Raw genomic sequence first — 19,420 nt, 5'->3', positions numbered from 1 at the left:
AACACCACGGGTACGGTATTCTTGCTCACCTGGTACATTCATTTCTCTCCAACGTGCACCTGTAGAAAGGATCACAGTTTTCGATTCAAGTTTTGCACCGTTTTCAAGTTCAACTTCAACCAAGCCATTTTCAGTTTGGTTGGCACCCGTGATTTTGCTGACACGTTGCAGGTTCATGATATCGACATCATATTCACGAACATGTGCTTCCATCTCGGCAGCAAACTTAGGACCTTGCGTCTTTTGCACAGACGTGAAGTTTTCAATGTCCATGGTGTCCATCACTTGACCACCGAAGCGTTCAGCCACGATACCTGTGTTAATACCTTTACGTGCAGCATAGATTGCAGCTGTTGCGCCCGCAGGACCACCACCAATCACCAACACATCAAAAGCATCTTTGGCATTGAGTGCTGCCGCATCTTTTTCAGCTGAGCTGGTGTCAAGTTTTGCCACAATCTCTTCAAGGGTCATACGACCTTGACCAATGTGTTCGTTGTCTTGGAATACCATCGGTACTGCCATGATTTTGCGTTGCTCAACTTCGTCTTGGAAGAATGAACCATCAATCATGGTTGCTGTAGTGTTCGGGTTATAAATGGCGATCAGGTTAAGCGCCTGTACAACATCCGGACAGTTATGACAGCTTAAGGATACAAACACATCGAAGTTTGCTTTGAGGTTTAAGCCTTTAATCTGGTTGAGCACTTCATTTGACACTTTAGGTGCATAACCAGACACTTGTAACAGCGCCAAGATCAAAGACGTAAACTCATGGCCCATTGGTAAGCCAGCAAAGAACACACGAGGTTGTTCACCTGCTTTAGCCACACCAAAGCTTGGACGACGTGTATTGTTACCGTCAAAACGGGCAGTCACCTTGTCAGAAAGCTCAGCGATTTCACTCACCAACTCTTTAATTTGAGCAGCTTTGTCTGATTCATCTAAGGCAGCAACTAATTCGATTGGACTTTCTAAACGTTCTAAGTAAGCTTTTAATTGAGTTTTAATGTTTTGATCTAACATCTGTTTTTACTCCCATGCATCCAAATTCTTTCAATAGATGCATAGTACGTGAAAACACAGAATAGGTAAAACAGTATGTTTTTATATATTTAATCGGTTTTTTAGATTTTATTCTTATTTACTTCAAATTAAAAAAAGCCAACCTGAACTCATCCAGCGCAGGTCGGCAAACTGGTTAAACTAGAGTAAGACCACGCCAAATACAGCCCCAGCAATCAAGACATGTAAAGGATGAACCTTTTTAATTAAAGATAATAAAGTCGCAATGACTACCATAATGATAAGTAAAGTATTTATGGCAGCTGCCTCAGAAATAATCCAAGCACTAGCAAGCACAGTTCCTACAGTGACAGGTTGTAAAGCAAGCTGTAAAACACGTCTCCATTTTTTATCTTTAAATTTTGACCAGCCTCTCATCACAAATACAGTAATAAGAGATGAAGGTAAAAATTTAGCGGTAGACGTTACAAGTAGACCTGACAACCCTGCTACATGCCATCCCACCAACGGTACAATCATCATGTTCGGACCGGGTGCAGCTTGGACCATGGCGAACAATGCACTGAATTCTTGTGCCGTCATCCAGTGATGAATATCAACTACTTGGCGTTGCATCTCAGGCAAAATCGTATTTCCACCACCAAATGCAATAAGAGACAATTGAGTAAAAATGATCGCTAAAGTAAGTAGAACTGCACCCATTACACACGTCTCCAAATGATTGCTGAGTAAAATGCCAACAAAATCAGCATAGTCACTAGTAAAGAGATTTTTAGAAAAGCAATACTGATAATTGCAGCAATAACTACGCAAATCGCTAATGGATTACGTAATAATGGCTTAAGCATTTTCAAACCTGTTGCAACCAGAAGTCCAGCTGCTGCTGCCGCTAACCCTTCGAAAAGATGCTTCACCATTAAATTATCTTGGAACTGCTCATAGATATAATGTAAAAGTACAACAATTATCGTAGGTGCAAGGATCAGACCAATGAGTGAGCTCACTGCCCCACGAACACCGCGAAACTCCATGCCAATCGCAACCGATAAATTAATAATATTGCCGCCTGGTAAAAATTGACACAGACCAAGCAACTCAGTGAATTTTTCAGGGCTTAACCATTGTCTCTGCTCTACAATAACTTTGCGTGCTAAAGGCAGCACGCCACCGAATCCAATTAAACCTAATGTTAAAAAACCTAAAAATAACTCTGTGCAGGTCGGGACACTCTCCTTCTGCACGGCAATCTCAACATGGTTCATTTTCGTTACTTTTCACTTTATCTGACCAAGATAGAATGATACTTTTATGATATATCTACAAATGCTTTTATTTTTATTAACCATACCATAAAGGTATTTCTATGCTCGATTTACATAAGCTCCATGCCTTTGTTGTGGTAATTGAAGAAAGGAATATTACGCATGCCGCAAACCGATTGTTTATTCAACAGCCGCCTCTAACGCGTTTACTTAAAAAACTCGAAGAAGAACTTGGTACACAATTACTTATTCGCCAGCCTCGAGGAATTGAACCAACTGAGGCTGGTTTAGCCTTATTTAAAGAAGCACAACTTTTATTAGAACATGCGCGCCATATTCCAAAATTAGTCCAAGATGTTAGCCAAGGTAAAACTGGACAACTCAATATTGGTTTTACAAGTTCCGCAGGTTTGCATCCGCTTATTTCACTAGTATTGCGCTCATATCGAGAAATATATCCAAACGTACAAACCAAACTTGAAGAAGCAGGCAGCCAAAAACAATTAGATCGATTAATCTCCGAGAAACTTGATATTGCTTTTTTAAGAGCACCGATCAGCCGTGATATTGGGTTAAAACATCACCATATATTAGATGAACCAATGATGGTGGCATTGCCTATAGGCCATCCACTTACACAAAAAGAAAAAATTAGTTCAAATGACTTATCAAATGAAAATTTTGTTTTATACCGTCGTTCTTCAGGACAAGGTTTATATGACAATATTTTATATAGTTGCTACCAAGCAGGTTTTAGTCCACGCATTATTCAGGAAGCACCTCGGCCAACTGCAACATTAAATTTAGTTGCTGCTGGAATTGGTATAACGATTGTGCCAGCCTCAATGCATAACTTTTGGGAACATGAAATTGTGTATCGCGATTTTGATGATTCAATAAAAATGAATGCGCCTATTTACTTGATTACACGAGAAAATGAGAGCTCTGCCAAAGTTTCAAATTTTATTAAACTATTACAAAAACTTTTGCCTACAATGGCCTGAGTGTAAAAGCTAAGCAATAAAAAATGCCCCAAGTGGAGCACTTTTTTATGAAACTGTTTATTTTTGATTTACTCGTTTTGACAGCTCTTCTGCCGATTCTTTGCGCTCAGAATAGCGATCTGTCAAATACTGTTTTTGCCCACGTGTTAATAAAGTGAACTTATACAATTCTTCCATAACATCAACGATTCGGTCATAGTAAGAGGATGGTTTCATACTGCCATCTTCTTCAAACTCTAAAAAAGCTTTAGCAACCGAAGACTGATTTGGGATGGTAATCATGCGCATCCAACGGCCTAAAATACGCATTTGATTGACCGCATTAAACGACTGCGAACCACCACTCACCTGCATAACGGCTAAAGTTTTACCTTGAGTTGCACGAATTGCTCCGGCTGCCAAAGGAATCCAGTCAATCTGGGCTTTTAAAATTGAACTCATCGCGCCATGACGTTCGGGTGAACACCACACCATACCTTCTGCCCAAGCCAAAAGCGCGTGTAATTCTTGGACTTTTGGATGATCTGTTTCTGCATCCTCAGGTAAAGGTAAACCTTTAGGATGAAAGATTTTGACTTCAGCACCTAAGTATTCAAGAATTCGACCAGCAGTCAGCACAGCAAAACGACTATAAGAACGTTCACGATTAGAACCATATAGCAATAAAATGCGAGGTGGATGCTCAAGCTGCTGTGCTTGCACTTGCTCAAATGTAGGCTTATCAAGAAGATCTAATGCTACATTTGATAAATCATTATTAAGACTGTTCATCTGAGAAATACTTTTTCTTGAACCAAAGAGAAACTGAAACGAGTGAAATTAAAACGGGAACTTCAACCAATGGTCCAATCACTGTGGTAAATGCCACAGGTGATGCCAAACCAAATGTTGCAATGGCAACAGCTAAAGCTAACTCAAAATTGTTACCAGCCGCAGTAAACGAAATAGCAGTGGTACGTGGATAGTTATTCCCCATACGTTTACTCATAAAGAAGCTAATGAAGAACATCACCACAAAGTAAATCGTGAGTGGAATTGCAATACGTAATACATCTAAAGGTAAGCTCACTACATCACCACCTTTTAGGCTAAACATCGCCACGATGGTAAAAAGTAAAGCAATTAAACTAATTGGACTAATTTTTGGTAAAAATTTAGTTTGATACCATTCCAAACCTTTCGACTTGACTAAAATCAAACGCGTCAAGAACCCCATCAAAAATGGAATACCCAAGTACACCAAAACCGCATGTGTAATAGTCCAGAAATTCACATCAATGACTTGCCCTGCCACACCAAAATAAGGCGGCAAAAAGGTTAAGAACAACCATGCATAGGTACTGAAAAATAAGATTTGGAAAATACTGTTAAATGCAACCAACGCTGCAACATATTGGTTATCACCACAAGCCAGCCCATTCCACACCAAAACCATTGCAATACAACGTGCCAAACCAATCAAAATCAGGCCTGTCATGTATTCCGGATAACTATGCAAGAAAACTATCGCAAGTACGAACATTAAAACCGGTGCAATCAACCAGTTTTGAACCAATGACAAAGTTAAAGTTTTCTTATCTTTAAATACTTCTGGTAACGTAGCATAATCAACCTTTGCTAAAGGTGGATACATCATCAAAATTAAGCCGATTGCGATCGGAATATTAACGTTATCTACACTTAATTCATTTAAAGACACAGATGCCTGAGGAAAGAAAACTCCAATCGCTAAGCCTAAAGCCATGGCAATAAAAATCCATAGCGTCAGGTTACGGTCTAAAAAAGAAAGCTTTTGCTTAGTCATCTCGGCTCTCTTACTCAATATGAGAGATTTTATTAATCTCAGCAATCAAATGTGAACGGTTTAAGTTCGCAACATCAAGTGCAAACAATGCATCTAAACGACGATTAATATGAGCTACAGTCTCTTGGAATGCTTTAAGCTTTTCTTCTTTCGGCAAGTCTAAGTGAGATGGGTCACTTAAACCCCAATGTGCTTTGATTGCACCACCTAAATATAGTGGGCATGCTTCTTGCGCAGCGGAGTCACAGACTGTAATAACAACATCTGGTTGATATTGTTTACAGTCATCAATCGTTTTACTCCATAGTCCATCTGTGGAAAGACCTAAGTTTTCAAGAGTTTCAATCGTTAATGGATGTACCTGTCCTGATGGTTTACTCCCAGCGCTATACGCTTTCCAGCCTTCTGGTGCACAACTGTTAAATAAAACTTCTGACAAAATGCTACGGCAACTGTTTCCAGTACATAAAAATAAGAATTTCATGGTGTTACTCACAATAGGTAGAAATAGAAGAAAACTGTGAAGATGATTGATTCACTAAATTTTCATCTTGGTTTGCTATAGTTTTCAAAACTTCAACAGCCCAATTGGGTAAATCTGGATTGACGCTGTAATACACCCATTGTCCCTGTCGTGCATCAAGTAAAATGCCATGAGTTCTTAATAAGGCTAAGTGTCTAGAGATTTTCGGTTGGCTCAACTCAAGCTGTTCAGTTAACTCACAGACACAAATATTTTGTTTGCGAAGAACTAGCTTAAGAATGTTTAACCGAGTTTGGTCAGATAGACATTTAAAGAAATCGACTTGATTGATCATATCTTCAACAGAAAATATTCGTTATTGCAAATATACGGATATCCATATATAAATGCAATATCTTAATGTATCGATAAATTTGTCATGACTGAGCTAGTGAAGATTTACCATAACCCTGCTTGCGGAACCTCGCGCAATACATTGGCGCTTATTCGTCATGCAGGAATTGAACCTATCGTTATTGAATATTTACAAACACCACCAAGTAAAGATGAATTGATTCAGCTCATTAAGGATTCAAACCTAACTGTACGTGAAGCAATTCGTAAAAATGTTGATCCCTACAAAGATTTAGAGTTAGAACAAGACCATTGGACCGATGAACAGTTAATTGATTTTATGGTTCAGTACCCAATTTTAATTAATCGCCCATTCGTGGTTACACCAAAAGGCACGCGACTTTGCCGCCCTTCTGAGATTGTCCTTGATATTTTAGATTCAAAAAATTTAGGCTATTTTGCAAAAGAAGATGGCGAAGTAATCATTGATGAACAAGGCCACCGTATAAAGTAATTGAAGATATTTATTACTATAAAAAGCTAAATGGCGTGACACTATTTAGCTTTTTTTGAATAAAACGGATTAAAAATAGGATTTGATAAAAGGAAGCAGTTGCTCTCCTATTACCATGCCTAATAAACCGACTAATGCAACAAGAGGTGGAGCTGGTGACTTAACATTTAAAACATAATATAAGACACCAACAAGCAACCCTACAGCCAAAGATAACAAGTACATTTTCATCGTACATACCTTAGAGAATCAAGCCATTTAATCAGCAGGTTCCCATACTGTTTTATTTAAAATGCAAAACACGAGCACCCAAGTGCGCCCCAGAAAGATTTTTTGTCCTTATCATTTACAGGAACATCAAGCATCCAAGCATGGCTATGCCCATGCATACCACAGCTGCTAGCACATGCACACAAAGCACTTTGTGACTGTAATGATTGATTAGAAGGTGCATTACGATTTTCAGATAACCGCCACTGACCACCGAAGCGTTTTACAGGCGACCATGTTGGAGATGCTGGCGGTAACGGCGGATCGTCTTGCTTAAACTCTGCCCCTGCGTACACCACTTTGCCGCCTAAAACAGTGAGTACAGACTCAATCCACTGGATATCCTCAGCTTCTACTTTAAAGTAGTCATCTGACAACACAACTAAGTCGGCAAGTTCCCCTGCTGTTAGTGAACCTTTGACATCTTTTTCACCTGAGAACCAAGCTGAACCTTTAGTCCAGAGTTTAAGTGCTGTTTGACGGTCTAATAGATTTTTTTCATCATAGAGTGGTAAACCACCGACTGTTTTACCAGTACTTAGCCAATACAAACACACCCAAGGGTTATAAGAGGCAACACGAGTCGCATCTGTTCCCGCACCCACAGGAACACCGAGTTCTAACATTTTCTTAACGGGTGGCGTTGCCTGAGCAGCCTCAGCACCGTAGCGTTTTACGAAAATCTCACCTTGATATGCCATACGGTGTTGAATGGCAATACCACCACCCAACGCGCCAATACGTTCAATATTGCGCTCAGATACAGTTTCGGCATGGTCAATAATAAATCGTGTCGCAAATGGCTGTTTTGAATTTACTTTTTCAAATACATTCAGTAAGCGATTAATACTTTCATCATAAGTTGCATGAATACGGAATGGCCATTTCTTTTCAGCCAAGTGTTCTACAATGGCTTCGAGTTCGCCTTCCATTTTTTCTGGTAAATCTGGACGTGGCTCATAGAAATCTTCAAAGTCACCCGCTGACCACGTCAGGTTCTCACCTGCTCCATTCATTCTAAATAGCTCATCACCATCGCCCGGGAATGTCATTTCTGTCCAGCGATGATAATCATCAAGCTCTTGGCCTGCCTTTTGAGCAAATAGGTTATAAGCAATTCGAACCGTCATTTGATTTTGATCGTGTAATTGCTTAATCACATCATAATCTTCAGGGTAGTTTTGACCACCACCGCCTGCATCAATTGCTGAAGTAATGCCTAATCGGTTCAACTCACGCATGAAATGACGAGTTGAATTGACTTGATCTTCAACTGGCAATTTCGGCGCTTTACCTAAAGTCGAATACAAAATCATAGCGGATGGAGTTGCGAGCAACAGACCTGTTGGCTCACCTTTTTCATTTCGTACAATCTTGCCACCTGGTGGGTCCGGTGTATCTTTGTTAAAGCCTAATACATCAAGTGCAGCTCGGTTCAATAAGGCACTAGCGTATAGATGTAAAACGAATACAGGAGTATCTGGTGCAGCTTTATTAATTTCTTCTAAAGTCGGTAAACGCTTTTCGGCAAACTGGAATTCCGTCCAACCGCCTACGACACGAACCCATTGTGGAGCTGGCGTATTATCGGCTTGCTCTTTGAGTAAGCGTAACGCATCGGCAACGGATGGCACACCTTCCCAGCGCAGCTCCATATTGTAATTTAAGCCACCACGAATAATATGCAGATGACTGTCATTTAGACCTGGTATAACGCGACGACCATTTAAATCTACAACTTTGCTCGTCGCTGATGCCAGCTTCATGATCTCATCATTTGTACCCGTGCGTATGACTTTACCGTCTGCAATCGCAATTGCCTGTACTTCGGGGTTCTGAGGATCTAGTGTTGTGATTTTACCGTTTTTGAGTATGAGGTTTATTTCGGTCATTCTGAACTCCATTCTTGTGAATTATCGTTCTAAAAAATAAAGGTATAGCAACATATACATATTTCATTATTCTTTTTGATTTTCCACGACGGAGTCTGACCGTTTTACATCCAATAAGAGGAGCTAATTCTGTTACTTTTCTTTCGGGAAAAGTAACAAAACCTGAGCTGCCATTAAGGCAGCGCAAGATCTGCAAAACTCGTTCACTTACAATCTTTTCAGATTTTGTCCTGCCTCGAACAGTTGCAGATGGCTTTTCCACTTATCAAATATAGTCAAAAATCGAATAAATCAACTTAAATATCGAAATACCCTTAACTCAACTATTTCTTATTTTGTAGGAACTGGTGCAAGTACTTCATGTTTTGATGTTGTACGCTCAGGTGCCTTATGTACCATCGTATAAGCATAATCCACACCCATACCGTAAGCACCAGAGTGTTCACGGACAATTGCCATAACTGCATCATACGTATCACGGTGTGCCCAATCACGCTGCCATTCAAGTAATACTTGTTGCCAAGTTACCGGAACAACACCAGCTTGAATCATGCGTTGCATGGCATAGTCATGAGCCTCTTTCGATGTACCACCTGAAGCATCCGCGACCATATAAATCTCATAATCCCCTTCAAGCATCGCACCAAAAGCAAAGGTGTTGTTGCACACTTCAGTCCACAAACCTGAAACAATCACTTTTTTACGATTATTTTTTGCAAGCGAATCACGTACTTTTTGATCATCCCATGAATTCATTGAAGTACGTTCTAGTAATGGAGCATCTGGAAATACGTCTAAAAGCTCTGGATAGGTATGACCAGAGAAGCTTTCCGTTTCAACCGTGGTAATGGTGACAGGAATATTGAATGTTTTAGCTGCTTTTGCTAACCCTACAGTATTATTCTTTAATACTTGGCGATCTATTGACTGTACCCCAAAAGCCATTTGTGGCTGATGATCAATAAAAATAACCTGACAATTGGTTGGTGATAGTTGTTCTAAAAGTGATTTATTCATGGGTAAACTCCATTATTCCTTATGAGTAATGCATTAGAATTGCTTACTGGTTATTATGAAAACAGATAAAAATGTAAAAGCATAGACAGCAAATCAGCACGAATCTGTATTCTGTACGAATACAATCAAAACAATGATTGCTTTTTAATTTTTATAGTTTAATCATTGATATATATTTTTTTAACTTTTGCTTATCCATGGATCGATTAGACTGTATTTCCACTTTTGTAAGTGTTGTAGAACATGGGAATTTTAGTAGCGCAGCCAGAGCACTCGATATTTCTCGTGACTTAGTTGCCAAACGTGTTTGCTACCTCGAAAATGACCTCAGAACCACACTTTTAACTCGAACAACAAGACAAATGAACCTCACCTCTTGTGGGGAAAAGTTTTATCAACATAGCAAAGTCATTTTAAGTGAGTTCGAATGGGCTGCATACGAAATTAGCTACAATCAGCAGTACCCAGAAGGCGAACTCAAGCTCAATACACCAATGTCTTTTAGCAACATTTTTCTTCAACATATCATTTCGGACTTTATAGAGAAATATCCCAGCATCAAAATTGATTTATTCATGACTGATCAGCTATTAGACATGAATAATAATAAATTTGATTTAACAATCCGTGTAGATGGTTCACCGCCAAATTTGGCAAATAGTAAAATATTAAATACCTATCAGCGTTATTTATATGCAACACCGGAGTATTTTAATCAGCATGGCCTTCCAGCTTCTTTAGAAGAACTTAAAGAACATAAGTTTCTGATTTATTATCAGGATAGCCGACATAAGAAATTGATCTTTCAAAAAGATCAAAAAGAAGTGTCCTTTAATTGCTTCCCAGTCATGACCTGTAATAATGGCGAATTATTATTAGATATGTGTCTAAAGAATCACGGTATTGTTTTTCTTCCAGAGTTTATTGCAGAGCCTTACTACAAAGAAGGTAAATTACAGAAGTGTTTGGAGGATTACACTAGTCAGCCGCTTCACTTATATGTCACATGGCCAAACCGTAAGATTTTATCGAAGAAAGTAAAAATATTTATTGATTTTCTAACACGTCAAATCGTTCCTATAAAATAACCAATCTGGGCCTTTTCCATAGGAATTGGCCCGTTATTTTTTAGTTATTTTAAATAGTTTCAATTTTTTTATTTTTAAATAAATTTAATAAATTTTGTTCTGCTGACACTGTGCTGTCTTGTTCAATAAATGTCGTCGCGTAGTGTTCTAAATGCTCTTCCATCAATTGAGTTGCTCGCTTTTCATCGCCTTGCTCAATGGCATTTAAAATTGCACGATGTTCATCTGCCGAACAATTATTATGTTTTGGAATTTCATATAACCCAATTAATAACGAAGTCCTTGCAATAAGCGTCTGCAAATAACTGGTCATAATCGTATTTTGATTTGCTTCAATCAGCTTTAAATGAAATTGTCCTGATAGTTTAATCCACTCGGCCCAATTTCCAGATAAACGCTCATGTGACTCTTGGTCGACTAAACTTCGAAGCTCACTAAAATCTAGGCTATGTGACTTTTGAGCCAGCTTTTTTACAGTGGCGATTTCAAGCATGCTGCGCGCTTCAAAGACCTCTTTTGTTTCATCAACACTATGTTTTGCGATAAGTGCCCCACGATTGGGCTGAATTTCGATGACCTTATCATGGGCAAGTTTGACAAAAACACGTCTTAACACTCCTCGCGTTACACCGAATGCTTCACACAAAGGTGCTTCAACTAAACGTGCGCCAGGGGCAAGTTGTCGATTTAAAATAGCATCTACAATAGCGTTATATATATGGTCATCAATTTCATCATTGCTCATTTCTACGGCTTTTTTTGGTGCATTCGATGGCATTGATTTCTCCATTTTTATTGATGCCCCTCTTTTTAAAACATCATTTAATTTGAGCAGTGTATGTCCAACTTAACCAGTTGGAAATATTTCTCTCATAAGAACAATATCTATGCTGGAAGACCTATTCAAGATTTAACATTATAAGATTCTTTCATTCCTTTAAATTTACTCATTTTTTATAACAGATTAAGCAGACCAACTTTCATTAATTTATCCCTAAATACCCAAACTATTAGTTGAACGGAAAAATTCACAAGCTTTGATTTCTGAATTTGGCATAACTTTTGCTCAATTAAGATTGTGCACAATTTAAATATCAAATTGCGCACAATCTTAATTTTATTCTTTTAGACAGAAGTCCAAAGCTGCTGAAAGTACCTACCATCTTAGGGAAGTGAGCGTTCAAGATGAATAATAGCGAAGCAATAATTAAACCTTCTTATGATGCAAAATTGACAAATCAAGACTTAGCCCCTTTAAAAAAGCAAACATGGGGTGCTTATAATATTTTTGCCTTCTGGATGTCTGACGTTCATAGTGTCGGCGGTTATGTTATGGCTGGAAGCCTTTTTGCACTTGGGCTCAATAGCTGGCAGGTACTTTTATCTTTACTCATCGGCATTGCCATAGTTCAGTTTTTTACAAACCTGATTGCCAAGTCTAGCCAACAAACTGGCACGCCCTATCCTGTTATTTGCCGTGCCACTTTCGGTGTGCTTGGTGCAAATATTCCTGCAGTTATTCGGGGTCTTATCGCTGTCGCGTGGTATGGCATTCAAACCTATTTGGCCTCAAGTGCATTCTTATTGGTCATTTTAAAGTTCTTTCCAGAATGGTCGGTGTATGCCGATGTTTCAACTTATGGCTTTCTTGGGCTTTCCTATCTAGGTTGGGTTGGCTTCATGCTGCTTTGGCTACTTCAAGCAATTGTTTTTTGGTCTGGCATGGACAGCATTCGTAAGTTTATTGACTGGGCGGGCCCGGCTGTCTACGTTGTGATGTTTGCGATGGCAGTATGGCTCATCTGGAAAGCTGGCTGGCAAAATATTGATTTAAACTTGAGCGGTGTTCAATACGACGGTTTTGCGGTTGTACCAGTCATGATTGGTGCTATTGCGCTTGTTGTTTCATATTTTTCAGGGCCTATGCTGAACTTTGGTGACTTTTCTCGTTATGGCAAAAGCTTCAATGCCATTAAAATGGGAAACTTTCTTGGCTTACCGATTAACTTCTTAGGCTTTTCTTTACTTACTGTGGTGTGTATTGCAGCAACACTTCCAGTCTACGGAAAACTCATTACAGACCCTGTTGAGATGGTCGGTAAACTTGATAATACTTTTGTGGTTATTTTAGGTAGTTTGACCTTAATGATTGCCACCATCGGGATTAATATTGTCGCTAACTTTGTTTCACCTGCTTTCGATTTTTCCAACGTTTCACCGAGCAAAATTAGCTGGCGCATGGGCGGAATGATTGCAGCAGTAGGTTCAATTTTCATTACCCCATGGAATTTGTTTAATAACCCTCAAGTGATCCATTACACCATTGATATTTTAGGTGCATTTATCGGTCCGCTTTTTGGTGTATTGCTCGCCGATTTTTATCTCGTTAAAAAACAAAAAATCGAAGTAGATGATTTATACACCTTAGACACTCAAGGTTTGTATTGGTATAAAAATGGTTATAACCACTCTGCCTTTTATGCCTTAATTCCAGCTTCATTAATTCCTATTCTCTGCGTACTTTTACCACAACTGTCTGGGCTGGCTAATTTCACATGGTTTATTGGCATGGGATTTGGTTTTGTGATTTACCGATTTCTTAACCAACCGCTTGCCCATGCTAAATCGGCAATGACTAAGGTAAAAGTACAATGAAAATTAAAATTATTAATCCCAATACTACTCAAAGGATGACAGACAAAATTGCTGCATCAGCAAAGATAGTCGCAAATTCTGATACTGAAATTATTGCTGTGAATCCTCAAATGGGGCCTGCAACGATTGAAAGTTATTATGATGAAGCCCTAAGTGCAGTAGGTGTCTTAGACGAAATACGCCAAGATGAACAGCTAAATGTAGATGCATATATCATTGCCTGCTTTGGTGATCCTGCCCTTTATGCCGCCCGTGAAATGACTTCAGCTCCTGTGATTGGGATTGCCGAAGCAGCTATGCGAACTGCAAGTTATGTAAGTACTGGGTTTAGTGTGGTCACAACCTTACAACGCACAGTGAATATGAGCTGGCATCTGGCTCATCGTTATGGTGCTACGCCATTTTGCAAAAATGTTCGAGCTTGTGACATTGCAGTTGAAGAGTTGGAGCTTCCTGACTCAGATGCTTATCGAACCATACAAGATGAGTGCAAAAAAGCACTCGCTGAAGATAAAAGCGATGCGATTGTTTTGGGCTGTGCAGGTATGAGTGATTTGTGTCTAAAGCTACAAAACGAGTTAGGCGTAATCGTTATTGACGGCGTTGCTGCAGCCGTTAAACAAGCTGAAATGCTAGTTCAATTAAATTTAAAAACCAGCAAAGTTGGTGATTGGGCCTCACCTCCTGTAAAGAACTACACAGGCATATTGTCGGGTTTTGGAGCACAATAGAGACAACTTACTGTTTCAATTCCAACTCAAAACGCTACGTTGGAATTGAAACAAAGAATAATTAAAGGAATTAAGCCTCTACTAACTCTGGCTGTTGTTCTTCTTTATAAAATGGCACATCGCCATTAATAGTTGCACGGTGCATAATTCGATGGGCGTCGCCATAATCAAATAATGCTTTATGTTGTGTGCAACGGTTATCCCAAATCGCGATATCACCATCTTGCCACTTCCAACGCAAATGAAATTGCTCTTGGGTCGCATGTTCAAACAAGAAATCAAGTAATTGCTCACTTTCTTGTTCAGATAACTCATTAATGCGAGTGGTAAAGCCCTCACTTACAAACAGCGAAGGCTCACCTGTAACTGGATGGGTACGCACCACTGGGTGAACCACTGGTGGGTTACGCTTAAATGTTTGCAAAAGCTTTTCACGTTCTTCTTCGTTATGAGCAAAACGTTCAAGTGGAAAAGACTTCCGAATATCGTGTGTTGCAGTTAAACCACGTAATTTTTGCTGTAACTCAAGCGGAAGCCCTTTAAAAGCTGCTGTGTTGCTCGACCACAACGTGTCACCGCCTACAGGTGGAATTTTAATAGCTTGCAACACACAACCTAAAGGTGGATTTTTACTAAAAGTCACATCTGTGTGCCAAAGTTCATTGTCACGCAAGTCTTGTTTCCAACTGTCGAGCACCATCACTTCAGGTACATCTTCAATTGAAGGATAAATCGGGTGCACATGTAAGCTGCCAAAACTGCGTGCCAAGTCTGCTTGTGCTTGCGGTGCCAATTGCTGCTTTCGAAAAAAAATGACCTGATGATCAAGCAAAGCCTGCTGGATTTGTTGCGTTGTCTGTTCATTTAACGCATTCAAATCAATATCGTGAATAATTGCGCCAATGCTAGGCTTGATCACTTCAATATTTAAGTTTGCTACTACTGTATTCATCTTCTTTACTACAACTGCTGACCATACCAAGGAGAAAACTGTTTTTGTAACCAACGTAAAAACAGCTCAAAACTAACTGCGACAATTGCAATCACAATAATGCCCAGAATCACTGTATCGGTAATTAAGAACTGTGCTGCCGATTGCACCATAAAACCAATACCACGATCCGCTGCAACCAACTCTGCTGCAACTAATGTTGACCAACCCACCCCAAGACCAATACGAATACCGGTAATAATATGAGGTAAAGCTGTTGGTAAAATGACATGCCAAAATACTTGTGTCTGATTTGCCCCTAACGACAATGCTGCACGCTCACGATTAAGTTGATGGCTTAACACACCATGCGCACTACTAATGATGACAGGCGCCAAAATCGAGAAGAAGATCAAAAGTACTTTTGTGGTTTCGCCAATACCGAACCAAATTACGAGTAAGGGTAAATAAGCTAACGGCGGAATTGGACGTAATAATTCAACTAAAGGATCTAGAACAGCGCGAACCCATTTGTTCAGGCCCATCCATAAGCCCAGTGGTACACCAATCACCACGGCAGCAATCAAAGCCAAAAACACACGAGAGATACTAGCGGCCAAGTGTTGCCACAAAGTAGCCTTCATAAAGCCTTCTTGGCTGACCGATATAAATTTTTGCCAGACTACCTGTGGGCTCGGTAAAAACAGTTCAGGTACGACATGCAAAGCAGTAATGAGGAACCAGAGTGCAAGCACACTTCCCACACTAATTATGCTAACTGCCAAAGTGCGATGCTTCTCAAAAAATGACGATAGAAATGAAGTATTTTCTGTTTGCACATCTGGCTTAAGTTTTAGCCCTGCTTTGTCATATTCATAGACGTTATCTTTAGTACTCATGTGGTTAACGCCTCCTTACCGCTTTGCTTTTGTGCCCTTAAACTTTCAAATAACTGCTCTCTGAGCTGAATAAATTGAGAGTCCGATTTAATTGAACGAATAGACTCGCCCTGACGATATCGATTAGCAAAATCGAGATGTAGAGCTTCTACAATTTTGCCTGGATGCGCTGTCATCAGAACTAACTGATTGCTGAGCAATAATGCTTCTTCAATGTCATGAGTAATTAAAAAGAAGCTTTTATTTTGTTGAATCCATAAATCGAGCACTAACTGCTGCATGTTTTCACGCGTAAAAGCATCTAATGCCGCAAAAGGTTCATCTAATAAAATAAACGGCGCATGACTAATCAAAGCTCTGGCAATACCAACACGTTGTTTCATACCACCGGAAAGTTCCCAAATATTGGCTTTTTCAACGTGACTTAAGCCTACAATTTTTAAAATTGCACTCACTTGTTTCTCAATCTCTGCACGTTTTAAACCTTTTAACTGCAAAGCGAAGCCAACATTATCTGCAACATTCAACCAAGGAAGGAGTGCATGATCCTGAAACACGACAGCGCGGGTTACATCTGGTCCATTTACTACTTCATGATTTACAAGCACATCACCTGAACTCGGCTTTTGAAACCCTGCCAAGATATTAAGCAAAGTTGTTTTGCCACAACCTGACTCGCCCAAAATCACGGTTAAAGAACCTTCTTCAATCGTTAAGTTAATGTCTTGTAAAACTGGCTTTTGCTGTTTAGGAAAAGTCAGATGAATATGTTTGGCTTCAAGTACACTCATGACAACTCCTTAAGGCTGCAAAAATGAAGAATTCACATTGCCTTTATAATCGGCTTTAAGTTGATCGACCTTGCCCTGACCTTTTAAGAACTTCGCTGTATCAAAAATATTTTGCGCAAATTCACCATCTAAGGTTTGTTTTTGCTGAGCGTGGTCTAGGTAAATATTTCCACTTAATAAAAGCGGGATATCTTTTGGATCAGAACCTGTGAGCTGCGCAATTTTTTGCACGTTATCGGCATCTCTAACGTAAGCGGCTGGATCTTGATTATATTTTTCAAGTTGCTCAAGCGTGGTTTTAACAAAAGCTTTTAAGAAATCAGGATTTTTCTCTGCAAAATCTTTACGCACAACCCATAAGTCATAAGTTGGAGCGCCCCATTCACCGACTTGTTTTGAGTCGGTTAAAACCGTACCAGATGCTTTAGCTTTACTTAATGCAGGTTCCCAAACATAGGCAGCATCAATATCACCACGTTCCCACGCCGCTGAAATTTCAGGTGGACGCAAGTTAATAATTTTTACTTTGTCTTCTGGAATATTCCAATGTTTAAGTGCAGACAAAAGGCTGTAATGGGTTGTTGAAACAAAAGGTACAGCAATGGTTTTGCCAATTAAATCTTGAGGCGTTTTAATGCCTGATTTATTACTTACTACTAGCGCTTCAGACGCACCAAGTTTTGATGTAATTAAGAATACTTCAATTGGTAAATCACGGCTTGCCGCAGCAGCAAGTGGGCTTGAACCAATATTACCAAGTACCACATCACCTGAAGCAAGTGCATTGACAACGTCTGAGCCTGCATCAAATTTTTTCCATTGAATGTTGCGTTGACTATGTTTTTCATAATCTCCATTCGACTGTGCAACTTTGCTTGGGTCCACTCCGGTTTGATAGGCAATCACGACAGGTTTGTTGTCACGAACTGAAGCACTTGTATTATTGTCTTTTTTATTTTGCCATACGATAAATGCAACAATTGCGACGATCACAATTGCCGTGATAATCAGCGGTTTGGTCTTTGTGCTCATAATTTCATGATCTTTCAATAATATAAGCTCATGGTATGCAGCTGGCTTTATAATGAAAAATAAAAAAATATGAGTTGCTTATCTAATTTTTATAAATAACTTTTACTTATAAGTTTTTATCTTTTGGTAAAAAGAAAATTTTAAGTAAACTTATAGAATAGATACAAAATTAAAATACTTATATATCAATAATAAAAAAGGATATTCACAAATCATATGATGAGAAAAACCTGACAGATGCCCTCTAAGTATTTTATCCTACTCATTTCATCATTTTTATTTTTGCTTATCGCATCCAGAGTTTTGCATTTATTTAATTTTCATTCTTTTATATAAAGTTCAGATTTTATTATCTTTTTATCTTAAATCTTCTGCAAATATTGAGATTTGGATAAATCTTTTTCTGGTTTATACATGACGCAAATTTAATTTTTATTTTTAAGAGGAGAAAAATTCTTTTGTTTAAACATTCTCAAATTTTGAAAAAAACATTAATTACAACGTCTTTAATTACATTCAGCCTCTCAAGTCATGCGGCGCTTACCTTTGGCAATGCTGAAGAAGGTGAACTTAAAGTAAGTGGTACTGTTCGGGCTAAATATGTTTATGATTTTGACTCTGAACCCTCTACCAGTAAATTTTCTTTTAATGATGCCGTATTATGGCTGGACTACAACTCCCCGAAATGGATTGGTCGTTTAGATTATCGGGTTTATGAATATTACGGGCGTTTAGGCGATGCCAATTGGCTCACCGATGCATGGATGGGTTATAAAATTAATGACAACAGTAAAATTATTGCTGGCTTAAACCCCGTTCCTTTTGGCTTGGGGCGCTTTTGGGGAAATACTTATTATTTAGGCATTGCCAATAGTGCTGGCTGGGAAGATGTACACAACCTTGGGGTGAAATATGATTTCAATGATGGAATCAATGAAGCACAACTCGCTTTTTATCCTACCGATGGTGGAACTTATAGAGGTAAAAGCAAAGACTCAAGTCGATTCAGTATTAACCCTGTCAATGCAGATGACTCTGTACCAGAAGGCACCAATACCAAAGAAAAGAACGCCATTGTTGTTCGCGGTGCTCATACCTTTAAAAACGTCTTAGGCCAAGAAAATTTCTCTACCCAACTTGGCGCCTCTGCATGGTATTCCACCATTGAAAACAAACGCTCAGGGCAAGATGGCGATCGCCAAGTCTATTCGGTTTTTAGCAACACCAATTATAACCAATGGAATTTACAGCTTTTGGCTGGTTATCAAGACATTGATAATGCCGACACTCAATATAAAGACCATCTGACTTTAGGCGGTTTCGATTATTCATTTAACTCTGCAACCAAAGGTCAGATTTATTCAGCCGAGCTGAGCTATTTATTTCCTCAGCAGTTTGGCCCCATTACCTCTGTTCGTCCTTACCTAAACTATAGTTCTTATCGAAAAGAACAAGACGGGTTTAAAGACTCCACCCGTTTTATTCCCGGCATTGCCTTTAACTATCAAAAATTGACAGTACAAGCCGAGTTACTAATGGGTAAACATGATCCATATCTAGGAGACAGTGAAGGCCTTGCGGCTGGTGGAAGCAATGATAAATGGAACAAAAAAGCGTTTGTGATTTTTGCTTATTACTTCTAATTCTAAAAATAAAGGCCAGCAGATGTTGGCCTTTATTTTATTTA

At 39.1% G+C, this 19,420-nt stretch carries 21 protein-coding genes; 6 read left to right on the top strand and 15 right to left on the bottom strand.

All coding sequences use genetic code 11. From position 1 onward, the window contains the following. The 3 genes from MKX14_RS13395 to MKX14_RS13385 form a co-directional block, all read right to left on the bottom strand. A partial coding sequence (locus MKX14_RS13395) for an FAD-dependent oxidoreductase (RefSeq protein ID WP_240282682.1) occupies nucleotides 1–1,026 on the bottom strand: 1,026 nt, incomplete at its 3' end. A 180-nt stretch (nucleotides 1,027–1,206) separates the two neighbouring features. Continuing rightward, nucleotides 1,207–1,728, bottom strand: a complete 522-nt coding sequence (locus MKX14_RS13390; RefSeq protein WP_240282681.1) for a chromate transporter — start codon at nucleotides 1,726–1,728, stop codon at nucleotides 1,207–1,209. Then, the gene (locus tag MKX14_RS13385; protein WP_108010288.1) at nucleotides 1,728–2,288 is read right to left on the bottom strand and encodes a chromate transporter; all 561 of its coding nucleotides are present in this window, start codon (nucleotides 2,286–2,288) and stop codon (nucleotides 1,728–1,730) included. The genes MKX14_RS13390 and MKX14_RS13385 overlap by 1 nt, the downstream gene beginning before the upstream one ends. 101 nt (nucleotides 2,289–2,389) lie before the next feature. On the opposite strand from MKX14_RS13385, the gene MKX14_RS13380 reads away from it, so the two are divergent. Further along, a complete protein-coding gene (locus tag MKX14_RS13380; RefSeq protein WP_108010286.1) occupies nucleotides 2,390–3,292 on the top strand; it encodes a LysR family transcriptional regulator in 903 nt (300 codons plus the stop codon). A gap of 57 nt (nucleotides 3,293–3,349) precedes the next feature. Here MKX14_RS13380 and arsH read toward each other — a convergent pair whose 3' ends face one another. The 4 genes from arsH to MKX14_RS13360 are packed head-to-tail and all read right to left on the bottom strand — an operon-like array spanning nucleotide 3,350 to nucleotide 5,914. Then, complete coding sequence (gene arsH / locus MKX14_RS13375) at nucleotides 3,350–4,063, bottom strand: arsenical resistance protein ArsH (protein ID WP_133480457.1); 714 nt, start codon at nucleotides 4,061–4,063, stop codon at nucleotides 3,350–3,352. After that, a complete protein-coding gene (gene arsB, locus MKX14_RS13370; RefSeq protein WP_133480458.1) occupies nucleotides 4,050–5,096 on the bottom strand; it encodes an ACR3 family arsenite efflux transporter in 1,047 nt (348 codons plus the stop codon). Before arsB ends, arsH begins: the two co-directional genes overlap by 14 nt. Nucleotides 5,097–5,106: 10 nt before the next feature. Further along, nucleotides 5,107–5,580 (bottom strand): arsenate reductase ArsC, encoded by a 474-nt coding sequence (locus MKX14_RS13365; protein ID WP_240282680.1) that lies wholly within the window; start codon nucleotides 5,578–5,580, stop codon nucleotides 5,107–5,109. A gap of 4 nt (nucleotides 5,581–5,584) precedes the next feature. Beyond that, nucleotides 5,585–5,914, bottom strand: a complete 330-nt coding sequence (locus MKX14_RS13360; RefSeq protein WP_108010284.1) for a metalloregulator ArsR/SmtB family transcription factor — start codon at nucleotides 5,912–5,914, stop codon at nucleotides 5,585–5,587. 84 nt (nucleotides 5,915–5,998) lie between these two features. Here MKX14_RS13360 and arsC point away from each other — a divergent pair, with 84 nt between their 5' ends. Beyond that, nucleotides 5,999–6,427, top strand: coding sequence for an arsenate reductase (glutaredoxin) (gene arsC / locus MKX14_RS13355; protein WP_240282679.1), 429 nt, complete (start codon nucleotides 5,999–6,001; stop codon nucleotides 6,425–6,427). 69 nt (nucleotides 6,428–6,496) lie between these two features. Here arsC and MKX14_RS13350 read toward each other — a convergent pair whose 3' ends face one another. The 3 genes from MKX14_RS13350 to MKX14_RS13340 form a co-directional block, all read right to left on the bottom strand. Then, nucleotides 6,497–6,658, bottom strand: a complete 162-nt coding sequence (locus MKX14_RS13350; RefSeq protein ID WP_000784879.1) for a DUF1427 family protein — start codon at nucleotides 6,656–6,658, stop codon at nucleotides 6,497–6,499. 56 nt (nucleotides 6,659–6,714) lie between these two features. Continuing rightward, nucleotides 6,715–8,589: an amidohydrolase gene (gene aepA, locus MKX14_RS13345; protein ID WP_240282678.1), complete on the bottom strand. Its 1,875-nt coding sequence runs from the start codon at nucleotides 8,587–8,589 to the stop codon at nucleotides 6,715–6,717. A 330-nt stretch (nucleotides 8,590–8,919) separates the two neighbouring features. Continuing rightward, nucleotides 8,920–9,606 (bottom strand): hydrolase, encoded by a 687-nt coding sequence (locus MKX14_RS13340; RefSeq protein ID WP_046812672.1) that lies wholly within the window; start codon nucleotides 9,604–9,606, stop codon nucleotides 8,920–8,922. 197 nt (nucleotides 9,607–9,803) lie between these two features. On the opposite strand from MKX14_RS13340, the gene ttdR reads away from it, so the two are divergent. Then, the gene (ttdR, locus tag MKX14_RS13335) at nucleotides 9,804–10,694 is read left to right on the top strand and encodes a LysR family transcriptional regulator (RefSeq protein ID WP_240282677.1); all 891 of its coding nucleotides are present in this window, start codon (nucleotides 9,804–9,806) and stop codon (nucleotides 10,692–10,694) included. A gap of 49 nt (nucleotides 10,695–10,743) precedes the next feature. Here ttdR and MKX14_RS13330 read toward each other — a convergent pair whose 3' ends face one another. Beyond that, nucleotides 10,744–11,484, bottom strand: a complete 741-nt coding sequence (locus tag MKX14_RS13330; RefSeq protein ID WP_240282676.1) for a GntR family transcriptional regulator — start codon at nucleotides 11,482–11,484, stop codon at nucleotides 10,744–10,746. A 395-nt stretch (nucleotides 11,485–11,879) separates the two neighbouring features. On the opposite strand from MKX14_RS13330, the gene pucI reads away from it, so the two are divergent. Next, nucleotides 11,880–13,349 (top strand): NCS1 family nucleobase:cation symporter-1, encoded by a 1,470-nt coding sequence (pucI, locus tag MKX14_RS13325; RefSeq protein ID WP_240282675.1) that lies wholly within the window; start codon nucleotides 11,880–11,882, stop codon nucleotides 13,347–13,349. Continuing rightward, nucleotides 13,346–14,080 (top strand): aspartate/glutamate racemase family protein, encoded by a 735-nt coding sequence (gene hyuR, locus MKX14_RS13320; protein ID WP_240282674.1) that lies wholly within the window; start codon nucleotides 13,346–13,348, stop codon nucleotides 14,078–14,080. The genes pucI and hyuR overlap by 4 nt, the downstream gene beginning before the upstream one ends. Before the next feature lie 70 nt (nucleotides 14,081–14,150). Here the strand turns inward: hyuR and tauD are convergent, their stop codons facing one another. The 4 genes from tauD to tauA are packed head-to-tail and all read right to left on the bottom strand — an operon-like array spanning nucleotide 14,151 to nucleotide 17,751. Beyond that, a complete protein-coding gene (gene tauD, locus MKX14_RS13315; protein ID WP_240282673.1) occupies nucleotides 14,151–15,032 on the bottom strand; it encodes a taurine dioxygenase in 882 nt (293 codons plus the stop codon). Between the two features lie 8 nt (nucleotides 15,033–15,040). After that, nucleotides 15,041–15,910, bottom strand: coding sequence for a taurine ABC transporter permease TauC (tauC, locus tag MKX14_RS13310; protein ID WP_240282672.1), 870 nt, complete (start codon nucleotides 15,908–15,910; stop codon nucleotides 15,041–15,043). Then, a complete protein-coding gene (gene tauB / locus MKX14_RS13305) occupies nucleotides 15,907–16,701 on the bottom strand; it encodes a taurine ABC transporter ATP-binding protein (RefSeq protein WP_240282671.1) in 795 nt (264 codons plus the stop codon). Before tauB ends, tauC begins: the two co-directional genes overlap by 4 nt. 9 nt (nucleotides 16,702–16,710) lie before the next feature. Continuing rightward, the gene (tauA, locus tag MKX14_RS13300; protein WP_240282670.1) at nucleotides 16,711–17,751 is read right to left on the bottom strand and encodes a taurine ABC transporter substrate-binding protein; all 1,041 of its coding nucleotides are present in this window, start codon (nucleotides 17,749–17,751) and stop codon (nucleotides 16,711–16,713) included. A gap of 440 nt (nucleotides 17,752–18,191) precedes the next feature. Between tauA and MKX14_RS13295 the strand changes: the two genes are divergently transcribed. Next, nucleotides 18,192–19,376, top strand: a complete 1,185-nt coding sequence (locus MKX14_RS13295; protein ID WP_046812681.1) for a hypothetical protein — start codon at nucleotides 18,192–18,194, stop codon at nucleotides 19,374–19,376. Nucleotides 19,377–19,420: the final 44 nt, after the last annotated feature.

The organism is Acinetobacter pittii (genome assembly GCF_022449185.1).
GTDB classification, from domain to species: domain Bacteria; phylum Pseudomonadota; class Gammaproteobacteria; order Pseudomonadales; family Moraxellaceae; genus Acinetobacter; species Acinetobacter pittii_I.
The sequence above is the reverse complement of the archived record's forward strand: the minus strand, read 5'-3'. Positions and strand labels throughout refer to the sequence as shown.

What these genes read in the sequence shown, in the direction of transcription:
- MKX14_RS13390 (WP_240282681.1), bottom strand. Translation starts at nt 1,728, where the DNA reads ATGGGTGCAGTTCTACTTACTTTAGCGATCATTTTTACTCAATTGTCT.
- MKX14_RS13385 (WP_108010288.1), bottom strand. Translation starts at nt 2,288, where the DNA reads ATGAACCATGTTGAGATTGCCGTGCAGAAGGAGAGTGTCCCGACCTGC.
- MKX14_RS13380 (WP_108010286.1), top strand. Translation starts at nt 2,390, where the DNA reads ATGCTCGATTTACATAAGCTCCATGCCTTTGTTGTGGTAATTGAAGAA.
- arsH (WP_133480457.1), bottom strand. Translation starts at nt 4,063, where the DNA reads ATGAACAGTCTTAATAATGATTTATCAAATGTAGCATTAGATCTTCTT.
- arsB (WP_133480458.1), bottom strand. Translation starts at nt 5,096, where the DNA reads ATGACTAAGCAAAAGCTTTCTTTTTTAGACCGTAACCTGACGCTATGG.
- MKX14_RS13365 (WP_240282680.1), bottom strand. Translation starts at nt 5,580, where the DNA reads ATGAAATTCTTATTTTTATGTACTGGAAACAGTTGCCGTAGCATTTTG.
- MKX14_RS13360 (WP_108010284.1), bottom strand. Translation starts at nt 5,914, where the DNA reads ATGATCAATCAAGTCGATTTCTTTAAATGTCTATCTGACCAAACTCGG.
- arsC (WP_240282679.1), top strand. Translation starts at nt 5,999, where the DNA reads ATGACTGAGCTAGTGAAGATTTACCATAACCCTGCTTGCGGAACCTCG.
- MKX14_RS13350 (WP_000784879.1), bottom strand. Translation starts at nt 6,658, where the DNA reads ATGAAAATGTACTTGTTATCTTTGGCTGTAGGGTTGCTTGTTGGTGTC.
- aepA (WP_240282678.1), bottom strand. Translation starts at nt 8,589, where the DNA reads ATGACCGAAATAAACCTCATACTCAAAAACGGTAAAATCACAACACTA.
- MKX14_RS13340 (WP_046812672.1), bottom strand. Translation starts at nt 9,606, where the DNA reads ATGAATAAATCACTTTTAGAACAACTATCACCAACCAATTGTCAGGTT.
- ttdR (WP_240282677.1), top strand. Translation starts at nt 9,804, where the DNA reads ATGGATCGATTAGACTGTATTTCCACTTTTGTAAGTGTTGTAGAACAT.
- MKX14_RS13330 (WP_240282676.1), bottom strand. Translation starts at nt 11,484, where the DNA reads ATGGAGAAATCAATGCCATCGAATGCACCAAAAAAAGCCGTAGAAATG.
- pucI (WP_240282675.1), top strand. Translation starts at nt 11,880, where the DNA reads ATGAATAATAGCGAAGCAATAATTAAACCTTCTTATGATGCAAAATTG.
- hyuR (WP_240282674.1), top strand. Translation starts at nt 13,346, where the DNA reads ATGAAAATTAAAATTATTAATCCCAATACTACTCAAAGGATGACAGAC.
- tauD (WP_240282673.1), bottom strand. Translation starts at nt 15,032, where the DNA reads ATGAATACAGTAGTAGCAAACTTAAATATTGAAGTGATCAAGCCTAGC.
- tauC (WP_240282672.1), bottom strand. Translation starts at nt 15,910, where the DNA reads ATGAGTACTAAAGATAACGTCTATGAATATGACAAAGCAGGGCTAAAA.
- tauB (WP_240282671.1), bottom strand. Translation starts at nt 16,701, where the DNA reads ATGAGTGTACTTGAAGCCAAACATATTCATCTGACTTTTCCTAAACAG.